The organism is Actinacidiphila yeochonensis CN732, from assembly GCF_000745345.1.
GTDB lineage: Bacteria > Actinomycetota > Actinomycetes > Streptomycetales > Streptomycetaceae > Actinacidiphila > Actinacidiphila yeochonensis.
On record NZ_JQNR01000005.1, the window covers coordinates 1,969,257 to 1,985,449 of the forward strand.

The following is a 16,193-nucleotide window of genomic DNA, read 5'->3' on the forward strand; positions in this document are numbered from 1 at the left end:
GGCGGACGGCGGCTTCCGCCGTTTCCGCCGTTTCCGCTGCTTCTGCCGTTTCCGCCGCTGCCACCGCACCGGCTTCCCGCGCCGGCTTCCCGCGCCGGCTTCCCGAGGCGGGCTGCGGCGGGCTGCGGCGGGCTGCGGCGGGGGGAGGGCGCCGCGCCCTAAGCTGGCCCGCATGGACGGCAAGGGCGCGCGCGCCGCGCGGGGTACGGGACGGACGGCGGTCCGATGATCGTCGGCGTGGGCATCGACGTGGCCGAGATCGCCCGCTTCGAGGAGGCCATGGCCCGCACCCCGGGCCTGGCCGGGCGGCTCTTCACCCCCGCCGAGCTGCTGCTGCCCTCCGGCGCTGCCCGCGGCTCGGCCTCCCTGGCGGCCCGGTTCGCCGCGAAGGAGGCCCTGGCCAAGGCCCTGGGCGCCCCCGGCGGCCTCCAGTGGCTCGACGCCGAGGTCAGCACGGAGCCCTCCGGCCGGCCCCGGCTCACCGTCAAGGGCACGATCGCCGCCCGCGCGCGGGAGCTCGGGGTGCGGAGCTGGCACATCTCGCTCTCCCACGACGCGGGCGTCGCCTCCGCGGTGGTCATCGCCGAGGGCGCCGAGGGGTGAGCGGCGGGCCGGATCGGCCCGCCGGGCACTCGATCGCGACAGGATCACGGCGAGTTCGCGCCGAGCAGGCGTCGGACCCCGGCCGGACCGCGCAGCCGGTACGCCGTCTCGCGCGACGACGCGTACACGGCGGGAGAGACGACCACGACCGGCTCGTGGCCGGCGCGCGGGACGACGACCTCCTCGCGGTCGGCGACGACGCTGTCCGGAACCTCCGCGTGGCGAGCGCGGGAACCCGGGTACGCCATGGCCTTCAGGGCGGTTCACCCCGTCCGCGCTGTCGTGGGGGAGGCGTACTCAGAACCGCGGGTCCGGGAAGCCGCGTCGCGCGTGGATCACCCGTCGGGTCGGCCGGTGACCGCCGCCGGAGCCGGGGAGGCGAACCCGCTGGGCCCGGCCGGGTGACATGCGGGCCGGGGGAGAGGTTCGTAAGCTCGGGCTGACGGCGAGCCGGGAGGGCGCGGGATGAGGTACGGGCACAGCGTGGCCGCGGTGCGGCGGGCCGAGGAAGCGCTCATGGCGCGGCTGCCGGAGGGCGCGCTGATGCAGCGTGCCGCGGCGGGCCTGGCGGCGGCGGGGGCGGACGTCCTCGGGCGGGTGTACGGGGCGCGGGTGGTGGTGCTGACGGGCAGCGGTTCCAACGGCGGTGACGCCTTGTTCGCCGCGGCCCGGCTGCTGCGCCGGGGCGCCGCCGGTACGGCGGTGCTGCTCGCGCCGGAGCGGGCGCACGCCGCCGGGCTGGCAGCGTTCCGGGCGGCAGGCGGCCGGGTGGTCGGCGCGGCGGACGGCCCGCGCGCGGTCGCGGCCGCGGACCTGGTCTTCGACGGGATCACCGGCATCGGCGGCAAGGGCGGCCTGCGCCCCGAGGCGGAGCGGCTCGCGGCGGCGGCCGAGCACTCGCCCGCCGCCGTGCTGGCCGTCGACCTGCCGAGCGGGGTCGACGCCGACACCGGCGAGGTGACGGGACCGGCCGTCCGGGCCGACGCCACCGTCACCTTCGGCACGTACAAGCCCGGGCTGCTCGTGGACCCGGCGGCGGAGCGGGCCGGCGCGCTGCGGCTGGTCGACATCGGCCTGGCCGACGAGCTGGGCGCCCCCGAGTTGGAGGCGCTGCAGCACGCCGACGTGGCCGCGCTGCTGCCGCGGCCGGGCGGGGAGAGCGACAAGTACCGGCGGGGCGTCGTCGGCGTCGCCGCCGGGTCCGAGCAGTACCCGGGCGCGGCCGTCCTCGCCGTCTCCGGGGCGCTGCGCGGCGGCGCCGGGGCCGTCCGCTACAGCGGCCCGGGGGCGCCGCCGTCCTGGCCGCGCACCCCGAGGCGCTGGTCTCCGCCGCCGGCCCGCACCAGGCGGGCCGGGTCCAGGCGTGGGTGGTCGGGCCCGGCCTCGGCGACACCCCGCAGGCGCGTACCGCCGTCGACGAGGTGCTCGCCTCCGAAGTGCCCGCGCTGGTCGACGCCGACGGCCTGCGCCTGCTGACCCCCGAGGCGCTGCGCGGCCGCACCGCCCCCGTCCTGATCACCCCGCACGCCGGGGAGGCCGCGGCGCTGCTCGGCTGGGAGCGGGCGGAGGTGGAGGCGCGGCGGCTACGGGCGGTCCGCGAACTCGCCGCGCGGTTCGGGGTGACGGCGCTGCTCAAGGGCTCCACCACGCTGGTCGCCGACCCGGACCCGGCGGTGCCGGTGCGGGTGAACGCCACCGGTACGGCGTGGCTGGCCACCGCGGGCAGCGGCGACGTGCTGTCGGGGCTGGCCGGTTCGCTGCTGGCGGCGGGCCTGGCCCCGCGCGACGCCGCCTCCGTCGCCGCCTACCTGCACGGCCTGGCCGCCCGGCTGAGCAGCGTCCCGCTGACCGCCCTCGACCTCGCGGCGGCGCTCCCGGCGGCCTGGCAGAACGTGACGGGCTAGTGCCTCTCCCGGCGGGGTGTGCCCCGCTCGCCGTCCTGGGACGGCCGGCGGGGTGTGCCCCGCTCGCCGTCCTGGGACGGGCCTTCGCGGCGTCGGCCGAAAGCGTCACGTAGGCCCCTACGGGGCCTGCCGGCCGCCTGGCGATCGCCCGCACCAGGACACCTCGCCACCGGGCGGACCCTGCCGGTCACGGCGCCAGTGGCTGCGGGCCGGCGCCGAGGGGCCGTGCGGCGGCGGCCTCCCCACCCCGGCCCGGCGTCAGGCGGCGGAGACGCGCCTCCCGTCCGGGGCCGCCCTGAGGCGGCGGAGGCCCGCGGGCCTGAGAGACTGGCCGGAAAGGAACGACGCCGCAAGGACTTCCATGGACCTCCGAGCTCACGCCCGCATCGACCTCGACGCCTTGCGCGGCAACGTCGTCGCGCTCCGCGCCAAGGCGCCCCAGTCGGCCTTCATGGCCGTCGTGAAGGCCGACGCCTACGGCCACGGCATGGTCCCCTGCGCCCGCGCCGCGCGCGAGGCCGGCGCGGGGTGGCTGGGCGTGGCCACCCCCGAGGAGGCGCTGGCGCTGCGCGCGGCCGGCCTCGACGGCCCGGTGCTGTGCTGGCTGTGGACGCCCGGCGGACCCTGGCGGGCGTGCGTCGAGGCCGGTATCGACGTGACGGTGAGCGCGCTGTGGGCCCTGGACGAGGTGGTCGCCGCCGCGACCGCCGCCGGCCGGCCCGCCCGGGTGCAGCTGAAGATCGACGCCGGCCTCGGCCGCAACGGCGCCCAGCCCGCCGACTGGCCGGCCCTCACGGCCGCCGCCCGCGCCGCCGAGCGGGCCGGCCGGGTCCGGGTCACCGGCGTGTGGGCCCACTTCTCCTGCGCGGACGAGCCCGAGCACCCGTCCATCGCCGCCGAGCTGGCGGTCTTCCGCACCGCCCTGGAGCAGGCCGCCGAGGCCGGACTCACCCCCGAGGTGCGGCACATCGCCAACTCGCCCGCGGTCCTGACCCTCCCCGAGGCCCACTTCGACCTGGTGCGGCCGGGCGTGGCGATGTACGGGATCTCACCGGTGCCGCAGCTCGGCGGCCCGGCCGACTTCGGGCTGCGGCCGGTGATGACGCTCACCGCGCGGCTCGCCTCCGTCAAGCGGGTGCCCGGCGGCCACGGCGTCTCCTACGGCCGCCAGTACGTCACCCCGGGCGAGACCACGCTCGCGCTGGTCCCGCTGGGGTACGGGGACGGCGTGCCGCGGCACGCCTCGGGCACCGGCCCGGTCCTGGTGGCCGGCAAGTGGCGGACGATCGCCGGCCGGGTGGCCATGGACCAGTTCGTGGTGGACCTCGGCGGCGACGTGGCCGAGCCCGGCGACACCGCGGTGCTCTTCGGCCCGGGTGACCAGGGCGAACCCACCGCCGAGGACTGGGCGCGGGCCTGCGGCACCATCGCGTACGAGATCGTCGCCCGCGTCGGGGCCCGGGTGCCCCGGGTCCACACGGGGGTGGCGTGACCGCCGCGGGTCGCCGCCCCTCGGAGGAGCGTCCGTCGGGGGAGTGTCCGTCGGGGGAGCGGGTGGCGCGTGGCTGAGCGGGGTACGTGGGAGAAGGCCGGGCTGGTCGGCGCCGTGATCGGCGTCGTCGCGGCCGGCGCGGCGGCGGGCGTGGCGATCGAACGCGCCACCGTGGGCCGCGACGTGCGCCGCAAGGCGCTGCTGGCGCTGGACGCCGCCGGCCCCTACGGCAGCCTCCACGGCACCCCCGGGTCCGCCACCGCCGAGGACGGCACGGAGCTGTACTACGAGGTCGAGGAGCCCGAGGAGCCCGACGCGGCGGAGGGTGAGGGGGCCCCGCGGCTGACGGTCGTCTTCTCGCACGGCTACTGCCTGAGCCAGGACTCCTGGCACTTCCAGCGGGCGGCCCTGCGCGGCGCCGTCCGGACCGTGTTCTGGGACCAGCGCAGCCACGGCCGCAGTGGGCGCGGCAGGGACCAGGCGGACGGCGGCGCGGTCACCATCGACCAGCTCGGCCGCGATCTGAAGGCCGTCCTGGACGCCGCCGTGCCGACCGGCCCGGTGGTGCTGGCCGGCCACTCGATGGGCGGTATGACGGTGCTGGCCTTCGCCGAGCAGTACCCGCGGTACGTGCGCGAGCGGGTGGCCGGGTGGCGCTGCTGGCCAGTTCGGCGGGCAAGCTCGGGGCGGTCACCTTCGGGCTGCCGGCCGCCGGCGCGCGGGCCTTCCGGGCGGTCGCCCGGGCCTGCTGCGGGTGATGGGGCGCCAGGCGGAGCTGGTCGAACGCGGCCGGCGGGCCACCGCGGAGCTGTTCACCGGCGTGGTCAAGCGGTACAGCTTCGGCACCGGCGGGGTGGACCCGGGGGTGGCCCGGTTCGCCGAGCGGCTGATCGAGGCCACCCCGATCGACGTGGTCGCCGAGTTCTACCCGGCCTTCGCCGAGCACGAGAAGGGCGACGCGCTGGCCGTGCTGGAGGGGCTGCCCGCGCTGGTGCTGGGCGGGGAGGAGGACCTGCTGACGCCGAAGGCGCACAGCGCGGAGATCGCCGAGCGGCTGCCGGGCGCCCGGCTGGTCCTCGTCCCCGGTGCCGGGCACATGGTGCTGCTCGAACGGCCCGACGTCACCGACGCCGCCCTCGCCGGGCTGGTCACGGCCGCCGCGGACCGGGCGGGCGCCGCCGTCCCGGACCGGCTGCGCGCCCTGGCGGACACCTGCGGCGCGTAGCATTCGCCTCCATGGGCACACCGCACGACCCCCGCGCAACGGCCGGCACCGCCGAGGACACCCCCGAGGTCCGGATCACCGTACGCACCGCCGAGCACATGCGTGAGCTGGGCCGGCGCCTGGCCGCGCTGCTGGGCCCGGGCGACCTCGTCCTGCTCACCGGGGAGCTGGGCGCCGGCAAGACGACGCTCACCCGGGGCCTGGGGGAGGGGCTGGGCGTGCGGGGCGCCGTCACCTCGCCGACGTTCGTGATCGCCCGGGTGCACCCCTCGCTCACCGACGGCCCGGCCCTGGTCCACGTCGACGCCTACCGGCTGGGCGGCGGCCTGGACGAGATGGAGGACCTGGACCTCGACGTCTCGCTGCCGGAGTCCGTGGTCGTCGTGGAGTGGGGCGAGGGCAAGGTGGAGGACCTCTCCGACGCCCGCCTCCAGGTCGTCATCGGCCGCGCCATCGGCACCCCGGCCGCCGCCGGCCCGGTCGGTGACGCCTACCTGGTCGATGTCGACGGCATCGACGGCATCGACGGCGTCGAAGACCTCGAAGACGACGAGGCCGCCGACGAGGCCGAGTACGCCGACGAGACGGACGCGACAGAGGCCGCCGAGGACGTCCGCGAGGTCACGGTGCTCGGCATCGGCCCCGCTGGTCCGGCCTGGACCTCACCCCGCTGGCCCGTTAGGGGCCGGCGCTGGGCCCGGCGCCGAGCCGCGCCGGGGCCGCCGCTTGATCGATGGGGCCGTCGGTCGGGCGCGGTCATCAGCGGCTGCGGCCGTCGTGCCGCGCGGCGGCGGGGAGCCTCAGCCGCCGGTCGTCGCGGCAGGCCGCCACGAGGGTGGCCCACGGGGCCCCGTGGAGCGGCGGCGCGGCCCGGAGGTCGTCGGCCCGCGCCTACCCGTCGTCCGCCGCCCCCGCCGCCCCTGCCGCCACCCACGTCGCCCCCACCCGCTCGCCGCCCCTCGCGCGTCGCCCGCGCCACCCGCATCGCCCGCGCCACCCACGTCGCAGCGCGGCGGCGGGTCGTGACGCGCGTTACGCCGACATCATGTCGGGAAGATGTTGCGTGAGGGCGCGCCCCCGTGATCTGCTGGTGGGGAGCATCTTCTTAGGGTTACCTAACTTCGCTTCCGGGGAGGCGTCATGCCGGCCCACCACTCGCAGGACCAGTCCGCAGAGTCCGCCGCGGCGGCCGCTCACCGCCGCCCCGATCCGGCCTCGGCCCCTTCTGTCCGGGCCGTGCTGGCGGCCTGTGCCGCCGCCCGTACCGTCTCCACGCCGCCCGGCGGCGCGCCGGAGGCGGACCGTGGCGCCCACGTCGCGACGCACCCCGCGCCGGAAGGCCGCTGACCGAGCCGTACGTTCACCCGGAAGGGTGGAGCACTCTTTCCGCCTCGGTCCTCGGGTCAGCCCGGCCGGCCCGGCTCGGAGGTCCGCGCCCGCGTCGTCGGCTCCGCCCACGGGGCCACCTGGTCCGTCGCCGAGTCCGGGTCGTACGGCGTCAGGGGCGCGCCGGCCGAGGGCGTGTCCGTCGATGCCGATCCGCCGCCCGCCCCGTCCGGTGCCCGCCCGCCCCGCTGGACGGCCTGCTGGACGGCGGGCGGGCGCCGGGCGTGCGGGGCGTGGGACGCCTGCGCCGTGAGCAGCGCCAGGACGCCCACCGCCGTGCCGAAGAGCCCGGTCACCGCCAGCCCCGACCCGAACCGCGCCATCGCCGCCGACCTCCCGTGCGACCGCCCCGCCCGTCTGCCGCGCCGGGCCGTCCCCGGATGCCCGGGGGCGCAAAAGGCGGCAGATGCGGCTTTTGTCTGGTTTCCGTCGGGTGTGACGGTAGCAGGGAGCCCTACCGGCGCCGCGACGCCGCGGGCGCGCGCCGTACGCTGGGTTCGTGCTTCTGCTTGCCTTCGACACCGCCACGCCCGCCGTCACCGCGGCCCTCCACGACGGGGAGCGGGTGCTGGCCGAATCCACCGTGGTGGACGCGCGCCGGCACGGCGAACTGCTGGTGCCGGCCGTCGACCGGGTGCTGGCCACCGCCGGCCGGGTCCTCGCCGACGTCACCGGGATCGTGGTCGGCACCGGCCCCGGCCCCTACACCGGGCTGCGCGTCGGCCTGGTCACCGCCGCGTCCTTCGGCGACGCCCTGGGGGTGCCCGTGCACGGGGTGTGCACCCTTGACGGCCTGGCCTGGGCGGCCGGCGAGGCCGGGCTCGACGGCGCCTTCACGGTGGCCACCGACGCCCGCCGCAAGGAGGTCTACTGGGCCCGTTACGACGGCCCGCTGCACCGGGTGGAGGGCCCCTCCGTCGACCGCCCCGCCGACATCGCCGCCGAGACGGCCGCGCTGCCCTGCGTGGGCCCCGGCGGCACGCTCTACCCGGACACCTTCACCGACACCCGCGCCGACCCGGCCCACCAGTCGGCCGGCGCGCTGGCCGCGGTCGCCGCGCGCCGGATCGCGGCCGGCGAGCCCGCCGAGCCGGTCCGGCCGCTGTACCTGCGCCGCCCGGACGCCCAGGTGCCGGCCGGCTACAAGGCGGTCCTGCCGCAGTGACCGACACCGAGACCGCCGCGGCCGAGCCGGACGTGCCCCTCGCGCCCGCGGCCCCCGGCGTCGTCCTGCGCGACATGCGCTGGTGGGACCTGGACGCCGTGATCGCCCTGGAGCAGGAGCTCTTCCCCGAGGACGCCTGGTCGCGCGGCATGTTCTGGTCCGAACTCGCCGACACCCGGTACCCCGGGGCGGGCCGCCGCTACGTCGTCGCCGAGACAGCCGGGAGCGCCGCGACCGCCGGGGGACCGGCGCGGAGGCCGGCGCGCCGCCGCGGATCGTCGGGTACGCCGGCTTCTCCGCCGTCGCCGGCACCGGGGACGTCCAGACCATCGCCACCGCGCGGGACCAGTGGGGCACCGGCCTCGGCTCCCGGCTGCTCACCGAGCTGCTGCGCGCCGCGACGGCCGCCGAGTGCCACGAGGTGCTGCTGGAGGTGCGGGTGGACAACCCCCGCGCCCAGCGGCTCTACCGGCGCTTCGGCTTCGAGCCCATCGGCGTGCGCCGGGGCTACTACCAGCCGGGCAACGTCGACGCGCTCGTCATGCGCCTCGCCGACCCGGCACGTGACTACCCGCTCGTCGAGGAAGGCTGAAACCGATGGCGGACGAACCCCTGGTACTGGGCATCGAGACCTCCTGCGACGAGACCGGCGTCGGTGTCGTACGCGGCCACACGCTGCTGGCCGACGCGATCGCCTCCAGCGTCGACGAGCACGCCCGCTACGGCGGCGTGGTCCCCGAGGTGGCCAGCCGCGCCCACCTGGAGGCGATGGTCCCCACCGTGCAGCGCGCCCTCGCGGAGGCCGGGGTGCGCGCCCAGGACCTGGACGGCATCGCGGTGACCGCCGGGCCCGGCCTGGCGGGCGCGCTGCTGGTCGGCGTCTCGGCGGCCAAGGCGTACGCCTACGCGCTCGGCAAGCCGCTGTACGGGGTCAACCACCTCGCCTCGCACATCTGCGTCGACCAGCTCGAACACGGCCCGCTGCCCGAGCCGACGATGGCGCTGCTGGTCTCCGGCGGCCACTCCTCGCTCCTGCTGGCCCCCGACATCACCAGCGACGTGCGGCCGCTCGGCGCCACCATCGACGACGCGGCCGGCGAGGCGTTCGACAAGGTGGCCCGGGTGCTCGGCCTGGGCTTCCCCGGCGGCCCGGTCATCGACCGGTACGCCCGCGACGGCGACCCGGAGGCCATCGCCTTCCCGCGCGGCCTGACCGGCGGCAAGGACCCGCGCTACGACTTCTCCTTCTCCGGCCTGAAGACGGCCGTCGCCCGCTGGGTCGAGGCCCGCCGCCGCGACGGCCAGGACGTGCCCGTCGCCGACGTGGCCGCGTCCTTCCAGGAGGCCGTGGCCGACGTGCTGACCCGCAAGGCGGTGCGCGCCTGCAAGGACAACGGCGTGGACCACCTCATGATCGGTGGCGGCGTGGCCGCCAACTCCCGGCTGCGGGCGATGGCCCAGCGCCGCTGCGAGGACGCCGGCATCCGGCTGCGGGTGCCCCGCCCGGGCCTGTGCACCGACAACGGCGCGATGGTGGCCGCGCTCGGCGCCGAGATGGTCGCGCGCGGCCGGTCCGCCTCCAGCCTGGAGCTGCCGGCCGACTCCTCGCTGCCCGTCACCGAGGTCTCCGTACCCGGCCCCGGCCCCGCCGCCGACGGCCCCGCGCACGGCGGCACGCACGGACACGGCCACGCCGGGCAGCACACCCACGGCCACGGGCCCGGTCACGGCCACCAGCACACGCACGACCACGTGCACGAGTTGAGCAAAGAGAACCTCTACGGATGAGCGTCACACTGATGTGGGAGGCCGCCGCCACCGACGGCGACGGCGAGCGGCTGCTGTCCTGGGCGCGGAGCCAGCGCCTGGACGGCGAACCGCAACGGGTGGAGTACCTCACCGCCCCCGGCGAACGCGTGCTGGTCATCACCTGGTGGGACGCGGCCTACGACGCCAAGGTGCCCGAACTGCCTGACCCGCCGGAGGAGCTGGTGCGCCGCCGCGTCCACCGCTGGCGCTTCACCTCGGTCTCCGTCCGCCCCTGACGGAGGCGACGGGCCGGCCGGGGCCGACGGGCCCGCCCGGGCCGACAGGCTCGCCGGGCCGACCTGCCGGGGTGCCGACAGGTCGACAGGCTGGAACGGCCGGCAGGTCGGCAGGACGGTCGGCACCCGAGCCCGCGGGCTGAGGCGCCGGGGCGTCGAGGCCGGTCAGCCGGCGCTGCCGCCGTCCCGCAGCGGTGCCCCGACCAGCATCGACGGCGCCCCCGCGACCCGGGTCAGGAAGACCACCGCCTCGTTCGGCCCCTGCGGCCGCACCCGGCGCCGCACCTCCTCCGGCTCCACCGCAGAGCCGCGCTTCTTCACCGTCAGCCGGCCCACCCCGCGCTCCCGCAGCAGCGCCTTGAGCCGCTTGAGGTTGAACGGCAGCACGTCGGTGATCTCGTATCCGGCCGCGTACGGCGTCGGACGCGCCGCGTCCGCCGTCACGTAGGCGATCGTCGGGTCGACCAGGCCGCCGCCCAGCTCCTCTGCGACCGCCGCCACCAGGTGGGCGCGCACCACCGCGCCGTCCGGCTCGTACAGGTACCGCCCCACCGGCCGGACCAGCGCCTCGGGCGGCGGCCCCGCCCCGGTCAGCGAGGCACCGCCCGGCAGCAGCGTGGCCCGCACCGTGCCCGGGCCGGTGCCGAACCACAGGGCGGCCTCCTTGACGTCGCCCCGGTCCGAGACCCACTCCGCCTCGGCCTCCTCCGGCACCGCCTCGTGCGGGATGCCCGGCGCCGCCTTCACCGCCGCGAACGGCACCGCCCGTGCCGCGCCCACCGCCCACGACAGCGGCGGCGAGTACGCCTCGGGGTCGAAGGTGCGGCCCCGCCCGGTCCGCCGCGCCGGGTCGACGAAGACCGCGTCGCACCCCTCCCGCCCGGCCGGATCGACCTCCGTGACGTCCGCGCAGCGCACCTCCACCAGCTCCGACAGGCCCAGTGCCGCGACGTTCGCCGCCGCCACCGCGCACGTCAGCGGGTCCCGGTCCACGGCCAGCACCTCGATGCCGGCCCGGGCCAGCGCCATGACGTCGCCGCCGATCCCCGAGCACAGGTCCGCCACCCGCCGCACCCCCAGCTCCCGGAACCGCCGCGCCCGGTACGCCGCCACCGTCGCGCGGGTGGCCTGCTCGACGCCGGCCGGCGTGAAGTACATCCGCGCCGCGTCCTCCGGCGCGAACTTCGCCGCCGCCCGCTGCCGCAGCCGCGCCTGCCCCAGCGCGGCCGACACCAGCGGGGCGTCGTACCGCCGCCGCAACCGGGTGGCCGTGGCCAGCTCGTCGGCCGGATCGTGGTCGCGCAGTTCAGCGAGCAGCTCCTGCCCGGCCGGCCCGGCCAGCGCTGCGAGGTCCTCAGGTGTCACCCGCACATTGTGCGGGGTCGCCCGCCCCCCGGCCGCCGGCCCTCGCCTCGGCGTTCCCCCGTAGGCCGTTCCGGGGGCGTTCCCGTGCCGTTCCGGGCCGCTCCGGCGCGACACACCTTGGGATGCCGCATTGGCACTCAGCTTGACCGAGTGCTAAGCGCGTCCTAGTCTCGGTTCTGGCACTCGGCCGCGCCGAGTGCCAGACACTCAGCGACGGGCAGGTCCGGCACCCGCGACGACGGGCCTACCAGGTCGCCGACCCATACAGACACTCCCGTGAGCCCTTTGAAGGGGGAGGTCGGATCGTGACGACCGCCAGCACCAAGGTTGCCATCAAGCCGCTTGAGGACCGCATCGTGGTCCAGCCGCTCGACGCCGAGCAGACCACGGCCTCCGGCCTGGTCATCCCGGACACCGCCAAGGAGAAGCCCCAGGAGGGCGTCGTCCTGGCCGTGGGCCCGGGCCGCTTCGAGGACGGCAAGCGCCTGCCGCTCGACGTCTCCGTCGGCGACGTCGTGCTCTACAGCAAGTACGGCGGCACCGAGGTGAAGTACAACGGCGAGGAGTACCTCGTCCTCTCGGCGCGCGACGTCCTCGCGATCGTCGAGAAGTAAGTCCCGGCTCCACAGCGCAGCCGTGATCCCGCCCCGGAATCTCCGTGCCCTTCTCCGGCCGGGCTCCGGGGCGGTTTCGTTTGACGACTGACGAGACTGACGAGCAGACGTCGAAGACAGCGAAGACGACGAGCAGACGAGGTAGTTCGCAGGCATGGCCAAGATCCTGAAGTTCGACGAGGACGCCCGTCGCGCCCTTGAGCGCGGCGTCAACAAGCTCGCCGACACCGTGAAGGTGACCATCGGTCCCAAGGGCCGCAACGTGGTCATCGACAAGAAGTTCGGCGCCCCGACCATCACCAACGACGGCGTGACCATCGCCCGCGAGGTGGAGCTCGAGGACCCGTACGAGAACCTGGGCGCGCAGCTGGTGAAGGAGGTGGCGACCAAGACCAACGACATCGCGGGCGACGGCACCACCACCGCCACCGTGCTGGCCCAGGCGCTGGTCCGCGAGGGCCTGCGCAACGTGGCCGCGGGTGCCTCCCCGGCCTCCCTGAAGAAGGGCATCGACGCGGCCGTCAAGGCCGTCTCCGAGGACCTCCTCGCCAGCGCCCGCGCCATCGAGGGCAAGGACGACATCGCCGCCGTCGCCGCGCTGTCCGCGCAGGACCAGCAGGTCGGCGAGCTCATCGCCGAGGCGATGGACAAGGTCGGCAAGGACGGTGTCATCACCGTCGAGGAGTCCAACACCTTCGGCCTGGAGCTGGACTTCACCGAGGGCATGGCCTTCGACAAGGGCTACCTGTCGCCGTACTTCGTCACCGACCAGGAGCGTATGGAGGCCGTCCTCGACGACCCGTACGTGCTGATCCACCAGGGCAAGATCTCCTCCATCCAGGAGCTGCTGCCGCTGCTGGAGAAGATCATCCAGGCCAACAGCTCCAAGCCGCTGCTGGTCATCGCCGAGGACGTCGACGGCGAGGCGCTGTCGACCCTGGTCGTCAACAAGATCCGCGGCACCTTCAACGCCGTCGCGGTGAAGGCCCCCGGCTTCGGTGACCGCCGCAAGGCCATGCTGGGCGACATCGCCACGCTGACCGGCGCGACCGTCATCGCCGAGGAGGTCGGCCTCAAGCTGGAGCAGGCCGGTCTGGACCTGCTGGGCACCGCCCGCCGCATCACCGTCACCAAGGACGACACCACCATCGTCGACGGTGCCGGCGACAAGGCCGAGATCGAGGGCCGCGTCGGCCAGATCAAGGCCGAGATCGCCACCACCGACTCCGACTGGGACCGCGAGAAGCTCCAGGAGCGCCTCGCGAAGCTGGCCGGCGGCGTGTGCGTGATCCGGGTCGGCGCCGCCACCGAGGTGGAGCTGAAGGAGAAGAAGCACCGCCTGGAGGACGCGATCTCCGCGACCCGCGCGGCCGTCGAGGAGGGCATCGTCTCCGGCGGTGGCTCCGCGCTGGTGCACGCCGTCAAGGTGCTCGCCGACAACCTCGGCAAGGAGGGCGACGAGGCCACCGGTGTCGCCGTCGTCCGCCGCGCCGCCGTCGAGCCGCTGCGCTGGATCGCCGAGAACGCCGGCCTGGAGGGCTACGTCATCACCTCCAAGGTCGCCGAGCTGGAGAAGGGCAACGGCTTCAACGCCGCCACCGGCGAGTACGTCGACCTGGTCAAGGCCGGCGTCATCGACCCGGTGAAGGTCACCCGCTCCGCCCTGGAGAACGCGGCGTCCATCGCCTCCCTGCTGCTCACCACCGAGACCCTGGTGGTCGAGAAGAAGGAAGAGGAGCCGGAGGCGGCCGCCGGGCACGGCCACGGCCACTCCCACTGAGGGTCCCACTGAGGGTTCCCCCTGAGGTCGCGTCGAGAGCCGCCTGGCGGCACCGCTGACGCCGACGTCGAACGGCCCGGCCCCGGGCACCGTCTCCGCACGGTGCCCGGGGCCGGGCCGCTTCTCGTCTCCGGTCTTCCGTCGCGAGGAGCCGCGTCCCCGCGCCCGGTTCAGCGGCGCGGGTCGTACCGGCGCCCGGCCCGGGTGGAGACCCGGCCGTAGAGGGAGGCCGGCACGTGCCGGGCGAGGGCGACGGCCGCCTTGTAGCGGACGGACGGCACCGACACCACCCGGCCGCGCGCCAGGTCGCGGACGGCCGCCGCGGCCACCGCGTCCGCGTCCAGCCAGGCGAAGGACGGCAGCCGGGAGGCGTCCATGCCCGCCCGCTGGTGGAACTCGGTACGCACGAACCCCGGGCACAGCGCCGTGAGGCGCACCCCGGAGCCGCTCAGCTCCTGCGCCAGCCCCTCCGTGAACCGCACCACCCACGCCTTGCTGGCCGAGTAGGTGCCGCGCGGCATGAACGCCGCCACCGAGGCGACGTTCAGCACGTAGCCGCGCCGCCGCTCCCGCATCACCTCCGCCGCCGCCGAGGTCAGCCGCAGCACTGCCTCGCAGTGCAGCCGCAGCATCCGCACCTCGTCCTCGACCGGAACGTCGAGGAACCCGCCCCGGTTGCCGAAGCCCGCGTTGTTGACCAGCACGTCCACCGGGCGCTCCCGGTCCCGCAGCCGTGCCTCCACCGCCGCGACGCCCTCCCGCGTGGCGAGGTCGGCGGGCAGCACCTCCACCACGGCCCCGTGGCTCTCCCGCAGCTCCCGGGCGACCTGCTCCAGCCGCTCCGCGTCCCGCGCCACCAGCACCAGCGTGTGCCGGCCCTCCCCGGGTGCGCCGCCCCCGGCCGCCAGCCGCCGGGCGAAGGCCGCCCCGAGCCCGGCGGTCGCCCCTGTCACCAGTGAAGTCGTCATGCGCACACCCTAGAAGGCGGTGTGCGGCGGCCCTGTGCGCGGAACCCCGGCCCGGCCGGCTACGGAAGGCCCAGACGCCGGCGGACCTGGGCCCGGTCCTCCGCCGGCAGCGCCTCCACCTCCGCCAGCAGCGGCAGCAGCTCCGGCTCCGCGGTGAACGCCCGGAAGCACAGCTCCACCGTGACCCCGTGGCCGGGCCGGGCCACCACCGCGATGCGGTCGCCCGCCGCCAGCTCGCCCGGCTCGACCACCCGCAGGTACGGGCCGGGCAGCGCGGCCCGGACGAACCGCCGGGTCCAGCCGCGCTCGTCCAGCCAGCCGGCGAAGGTGGCGCAGGGGATGCGCGGGCAGGACACCTCCAGCACCGCCGAGCCGATCCGCCAGCGCTCCCCGATCAGCGCGGCGTTGACGTCGATACCGGCCGTCGTCAGGTTCTCCCCGAACGAGCCGTCGGCCAGCGGCCGCCCCAACTCGCGCTGCCAGCCGTCGAGGTCCTCGCGGGCGTACGCGTAGACGGCCTGGTCGTCGCCGCCGTGGTTGGCCACGTCGTACACCCGGTCGCCGGCCAGCCCCACCGCTCCCGTGCCCTTGGGGCCTGGCGCGGCCACCGCGACCGGGCCCGCGACGGGCCGCTTGTCGATACCGGTCGTGGGCAGCCGCATCCACGGGTTGGGGCGCGGGCGGCCGATGTTGACGCTGAGCACCCGCGCGACCGCCGCCGGCCCACGTGTCCGTTCCGCCGTCTCTCCGACCGGCATCGCCGTGCCCCCTTCTCGCCTTCCCGCCTGCCTGCCGTTGCACCCTGGCTGCCGCTCAGCCCTGCCGTAGGTACGGGGTCGTCGTCGCCAGCGCGGTGAAGCCCAGCCGCTCCAGGACGGGGCGGCTCTGCTCCGACGCGTCGACCTGGAGGTAGCGGTGTCCGCGGGCCAGCGCGAGCCGGGCGCGGTGGGTGACCAGTGCCCGGTAGATCCCGCGGCCGCGCCACTCCGGGACGGTGCCGCCGCCCCACAGCCCGGCGAAGTCGGTGCCGGGGCTGAACTCGGTGCGGGCCGCGCTCACCGGCCGGCCGCCGGCCACCGCCAGGGTGATCTCCAGGTCGGGGTCGCCGAGCTGGCCGAGCAGCCGCTCCCGCAGCCGGTCCGCGCTGTCGCCGAACGCCCGCGCGTGGACCTCGGCCACGAGCTCCACCCCCGCGGCGTCGGTGACCCGCTCCAGCCGCACGCCCGCGGGCGGCGCCGCGCCCTCCGCCGCCGCGACCTCGGCCGCCTCGGCGACCAGGACCGTCTCCGGCGGCTCCGCAGCGAACCCGGCGGCGGCCAGCCGGGCGCCCAGGTCGGCGGGCCGGTCGTAGGAGTAGAGCTTCCACTCCAGCTCCCGGCCGCGGCCCGCCGGCGAGGCCAGCCACGCCAACTGCGCGGCGATGGCCGCGTCCGCCGCGGCGCCGCCTTCCTCGCCCTCGGGGAAGTCCGACCAGACCACGGCGGTCCAGTCCGCCTCCCCCTCGCCGGACTGCCGGACCACTCCGTCCGGGCCGGCCACGCCCGCGCCCCGCCGTACCTGGGCGTCGAACCGCGCCCGTACCTGTGCCGTGCCGGTGCCGTCGGCGCTGTTCGTTCCGCTCATCGTGTCCATCGCGGGCATTCCAG

The 16,193-nt window shown here is 76.5% G+C and carries 15 protein-coding genes and 2 pseudogenes; 11 read left to right on the plus strand and 6 right to left on the minus strand.

Going from position 1 to position 16,193, the window contains the following annotated elements; genetic code table 11:
• The first annotated feature begins 225 nt into the window (after positions 1-225).
• Positions 226-603, plus strand: coding sequence for a holo-ACP synthase (locus BS72_RS20350; RefSeq protein WP_037912423.1), 378 nt, complete (start codon positions 226-228; stop codon positions 601-603).
• A 44-nt stretch (positions 604-647) separates the two neighbouring features.
• Here the strand turns inward: BS72_RS20350 and BS72_RS20355 are convergent, their stop codons facing one another.
• The gene (locus tag BS72_RS20355; protein WP_322942384.1) at positions 648-851 is read right to left on the minus strand and encodes a type II toxin-antitoxin system Phd/YefM family antitoxin; all 204 of its coding nucleotides are present in this window, start codon (positions 849-851) and stop codon (positions 648-650) included.
• A gap of 217 nt (positions 852-1,068) precedes the next feature.
• Here BS72_RS20355 and BS72_RS20360 point away from each other — a divergent pair.
• The 4 genes and pseudogenes from BS72_RS20360 to tsaE all read left to right on the plus strand — a co-directional run bounded on the left by BS72_RS20360 (position 1,069) and on the right by tsaE (position 6,291).
• Positions 1,069-2,507 (plus strand): annotated as a pseudogene (locus BS72_RS20360) (NAD(P)H-hydrate dehydratase).
• A 361-nt stretch (positions 2,508-2,868) separates the two neighbouring features.
• A complete protein-coding gene (alr, locus tag BS72_RS20365) occupies positions 2,869-3,999 on the plus strand; it encodes an alanine racemase (RefSeq protein ID WP_037912425.1) in 1,131 nt (376 codons plus the stop codon).
• A 69-nt stretch (positions 4,000-4,068) separates the two neighbouring features.
• A pseudogene (locus BS72_RS20370) lies at positions 4,069-5,224 on the plus strand (alpha/beta fold hydrolase).
• Between the two features lie 11 nt (positions 5,225-5,235).
• Entirely contained in the window at positions 5,236-6,291 is a 1,056-nt protein-coding gene (gene tsaE / locus BS72_RS34415; RefSeq protein ID WP_078901496.1) for a tRNA (adenosine(37)-N6)-threonylcarbamoyltransferase complex ATPase subunit type 1 TsaE, read from the plus strand.
• A 336-nt stretch (positions 6,292-6,627) separates the two neighbouring features.
• On the opposite strand, the gene BS72_RS20385 is transcribed toward tsaE, so the two are convergent.
• Complete coding sequence (locus BS72_RS20385) at positions 6,628-6,933, minus strand: hypothetical protein (protein ID WP_037912428.1); 306 nt, start codon at positions 6,931-6,933, stop codon at positions 6,628-6,630.
• 176 nt (positions 6,934-7,109) lie between these two features.
• Here BS72_RS20385 and tsaB point away from each other — a divergent pair, with 176 nt between their 5' ends.
• From tsaB to BS72_RS20405, 4 genes are all read left to right on the plus strand, one after another.
• Entirely contained in the window at positions 7,110-7,775 is a 666-nt protein-coding gene (tsaB, locus tag BS72_RS20390) for a tRNA (adenosine(37)-N6)-threonylcarbamoyltransferase complex dimerization subunit type 1 TsaB (protein ID WP_037912430.1), read from the plus strand.
• An 82-nt stretch (positions 7,776-7,857) separates the two neighbouring features.
• A complete protein-coding gene (gene rimI, locus BS72_RS20395; RefSeq protein WP_407638988.1) occupies positions 7,858-8,367 on the plus strand; it encodes a ribosomal protein S18-alanine N-acetyltransferase in 510 nt (169 codons plus the stop codon).
• A 5-nt stretch (positions 8,368-8,372) separates the two neighbouring features.
• Entirely contained in the window at positions 8,373-9,563 is a 1,191-nt protein-coding gene (tsaD, locus tag BS72_RS20400) for a tRNA (adenosine(37)-N6)-threonylcarbamoyltransferase complex transferase subunit TsaD (protein ID WP_037912431.1), read from the plus strand.
• On the plus strand, positions 9,560-9,820 hold the full coding sequence (locus BS72_RS20405) for a hypothetical protein (protein ID WP_037912433.1): 261 nt from the start codon (positions 9,560-9,562) through the stop codon (positions 9,818-9,820). The genes tsaD and BS72_RS20405 overlap by 4 nt, the downstream gene beginning before the upstream one ends.
• Before the next feature lie 165 nt (positions 9,821-9,985).
• Here BS72_RS20405 and BS72_RS20410 read toward each other — a convergent pair whose 3' ends face one another.
• Positions 9,986-11,185, minus strand: coding sequence for a THUMP-like domain-containing protein (locus BS72_RS20410; protein ID WP_037912434.1), 1,200 nt, complete (start codon positions 11,183-11,185; stop codon positions 9,986-9,988).
• 305 nt (positions 11,186-11,490) lie between these two features.
• Here BS72_RS20410 and groES point away from each other — a divergent pair, with 305 nt between their 5' ends.
• Together groES and groL are read left to right on the plus strand one after the other, a co-directional pair.
• Entirely contained in the window at positions 11,491-11,799 is a 309-nt protein-coding gene (gene groES / locus BS72_RS20415) for a co-chaperone GroES (protein WP_037912436.1), read from the plus strand.
• Positions 11,800-11,953: 154 nt separating this feature from the next.
• A complete protein-coding gene (gene groL / locus BS72_RS20420; RefSeq protein ID WP_037912439.1) occupies positions 11,954-13,579 on the plus strand; it encodes a chaperonin GroEL in 1,626 nt (541 codons plus the stop codon).
• 170 nt (positions 13,580-13,749) lie between these two features.
• On the opposite strand, the gene BS72_RS20425 is transcribed toward groL, so the two are convergent.
• The 3 genes from BS72_RS20425 to BS72_RS20435 are packed head-to-tail and all read right to left on the minus strand — an operon-like array spanning position 13,750 to position 16,179.
• The gene (locus BS72_RS20425) at positions 13,750-14,547 is read right to left on the minus strand and encodes an SDR family NAD(P)-dependent oxidoreductase (protein WP_037912441.1); all 798 of its coding nucleotides are present in this window, start codon (positions 14,545-14,547) and stop codon (positions 13,750-13,752) included.
• Between the two features lie 59 nt (positions 14,548-14,606).
• Complete coding sequence (locus tag BS72_RS20430) at positions 14,607-15,305, minus strand: MOSC domain-containing protein (RefSeq protein WP_051951316.1); 699 nt, start codon at positions 15,303-15,305, stop codon at positions 14,607-14,609.
• A gap of 55 nt (positions 15,306-15,360) precedes the next feature.
• Entirely contained in the window at positions 15,361-16,179 is an 819-nt protein-coding gene (locus BS72_RS20435; protein WP_407638989.1) for a GNAT family N-acetyltransferase, read from the minus strand.
• Between the last annotated feature and the right edge of the window lie 14 nt (positions 16,180-16,193).

Bases quoted from the DNA above. Each gene is read 5' to 3' on its own strand.
- BS72_RS20350 (WP_037912423.1), top strand. From the start codon at position 226: ATGATCGTCGGCGTGGGCATCGACGTGGCCGAGATCGCCCGCTTCGAG.
- BS72_RS20355 (WP_322942384.1), bottom strand. From the start codon at position 851: ATGGCGTACCCGGGTTCCCGCGCTCGCCACGCGGAGGTTCCGGACAGC.
- alr (WP_037912425.1), top strand. From the start codon at position 2,869: ATGGACCTCCGAGCTCACGCCCGCATCGACCTCGACGCCTTGCGCGGC.
- tsaE (WP_078901496.1), top strand. From the start codon at position 5,236: ATGGGCACACCGCACGACCCCCGCGCAACGGCCGGCACCGCCGAGGAC.
- BS72_RS20385 (WP_037912428.1), bottom strand. From the start codon at position 6,933: ATGGCGCGGTTCGGGTCGGGGCTGGCGGTGACCGGGCTCTTCGGCACG.
- tsaD (WP_037912431.1), top strand. From the start codon at position 8,373: ATGGCGGACGAACCCCTGGTACTGGGCATCGAGACCTCCTGCGACGAG.
- BS72_RS20405 (WP_037912433.1), top strand. From the start codon at position 9,560: ATGAGCGTCACACTGATGTGGGAGGCCGCCGCCACCGACGGCGACGGC.
- groL (WP_037912439.1), top strand. From the start codon at position 11,954: ATGGCCAAGATCCTGAAGTTCGACGAGGACGCCCGTCGCGCCCTTGAG.
- BS72_RS20425 (WP_037912441.1), bottom strand. From the start codon at position 14,547: ATGACGACTTCACTGGTGACAGGGGCGACCGCCGGGCTCGGGGCGGCC.
- BS72_RS20430 (WP_051951316.1), bottom strand. From the start codon at position 15,305: ATGCCGGTCGGAGAGACGGCGGAACGGACACGTGGGCCGGCGGCGGTC.
- BS72_RS20435 (WP_407638989.1), bottom strand. From the start codon at position 16,179: ATGGACACGATGAGCGGAACGAACAGCGCCGACGGCACCGGCACGGCA.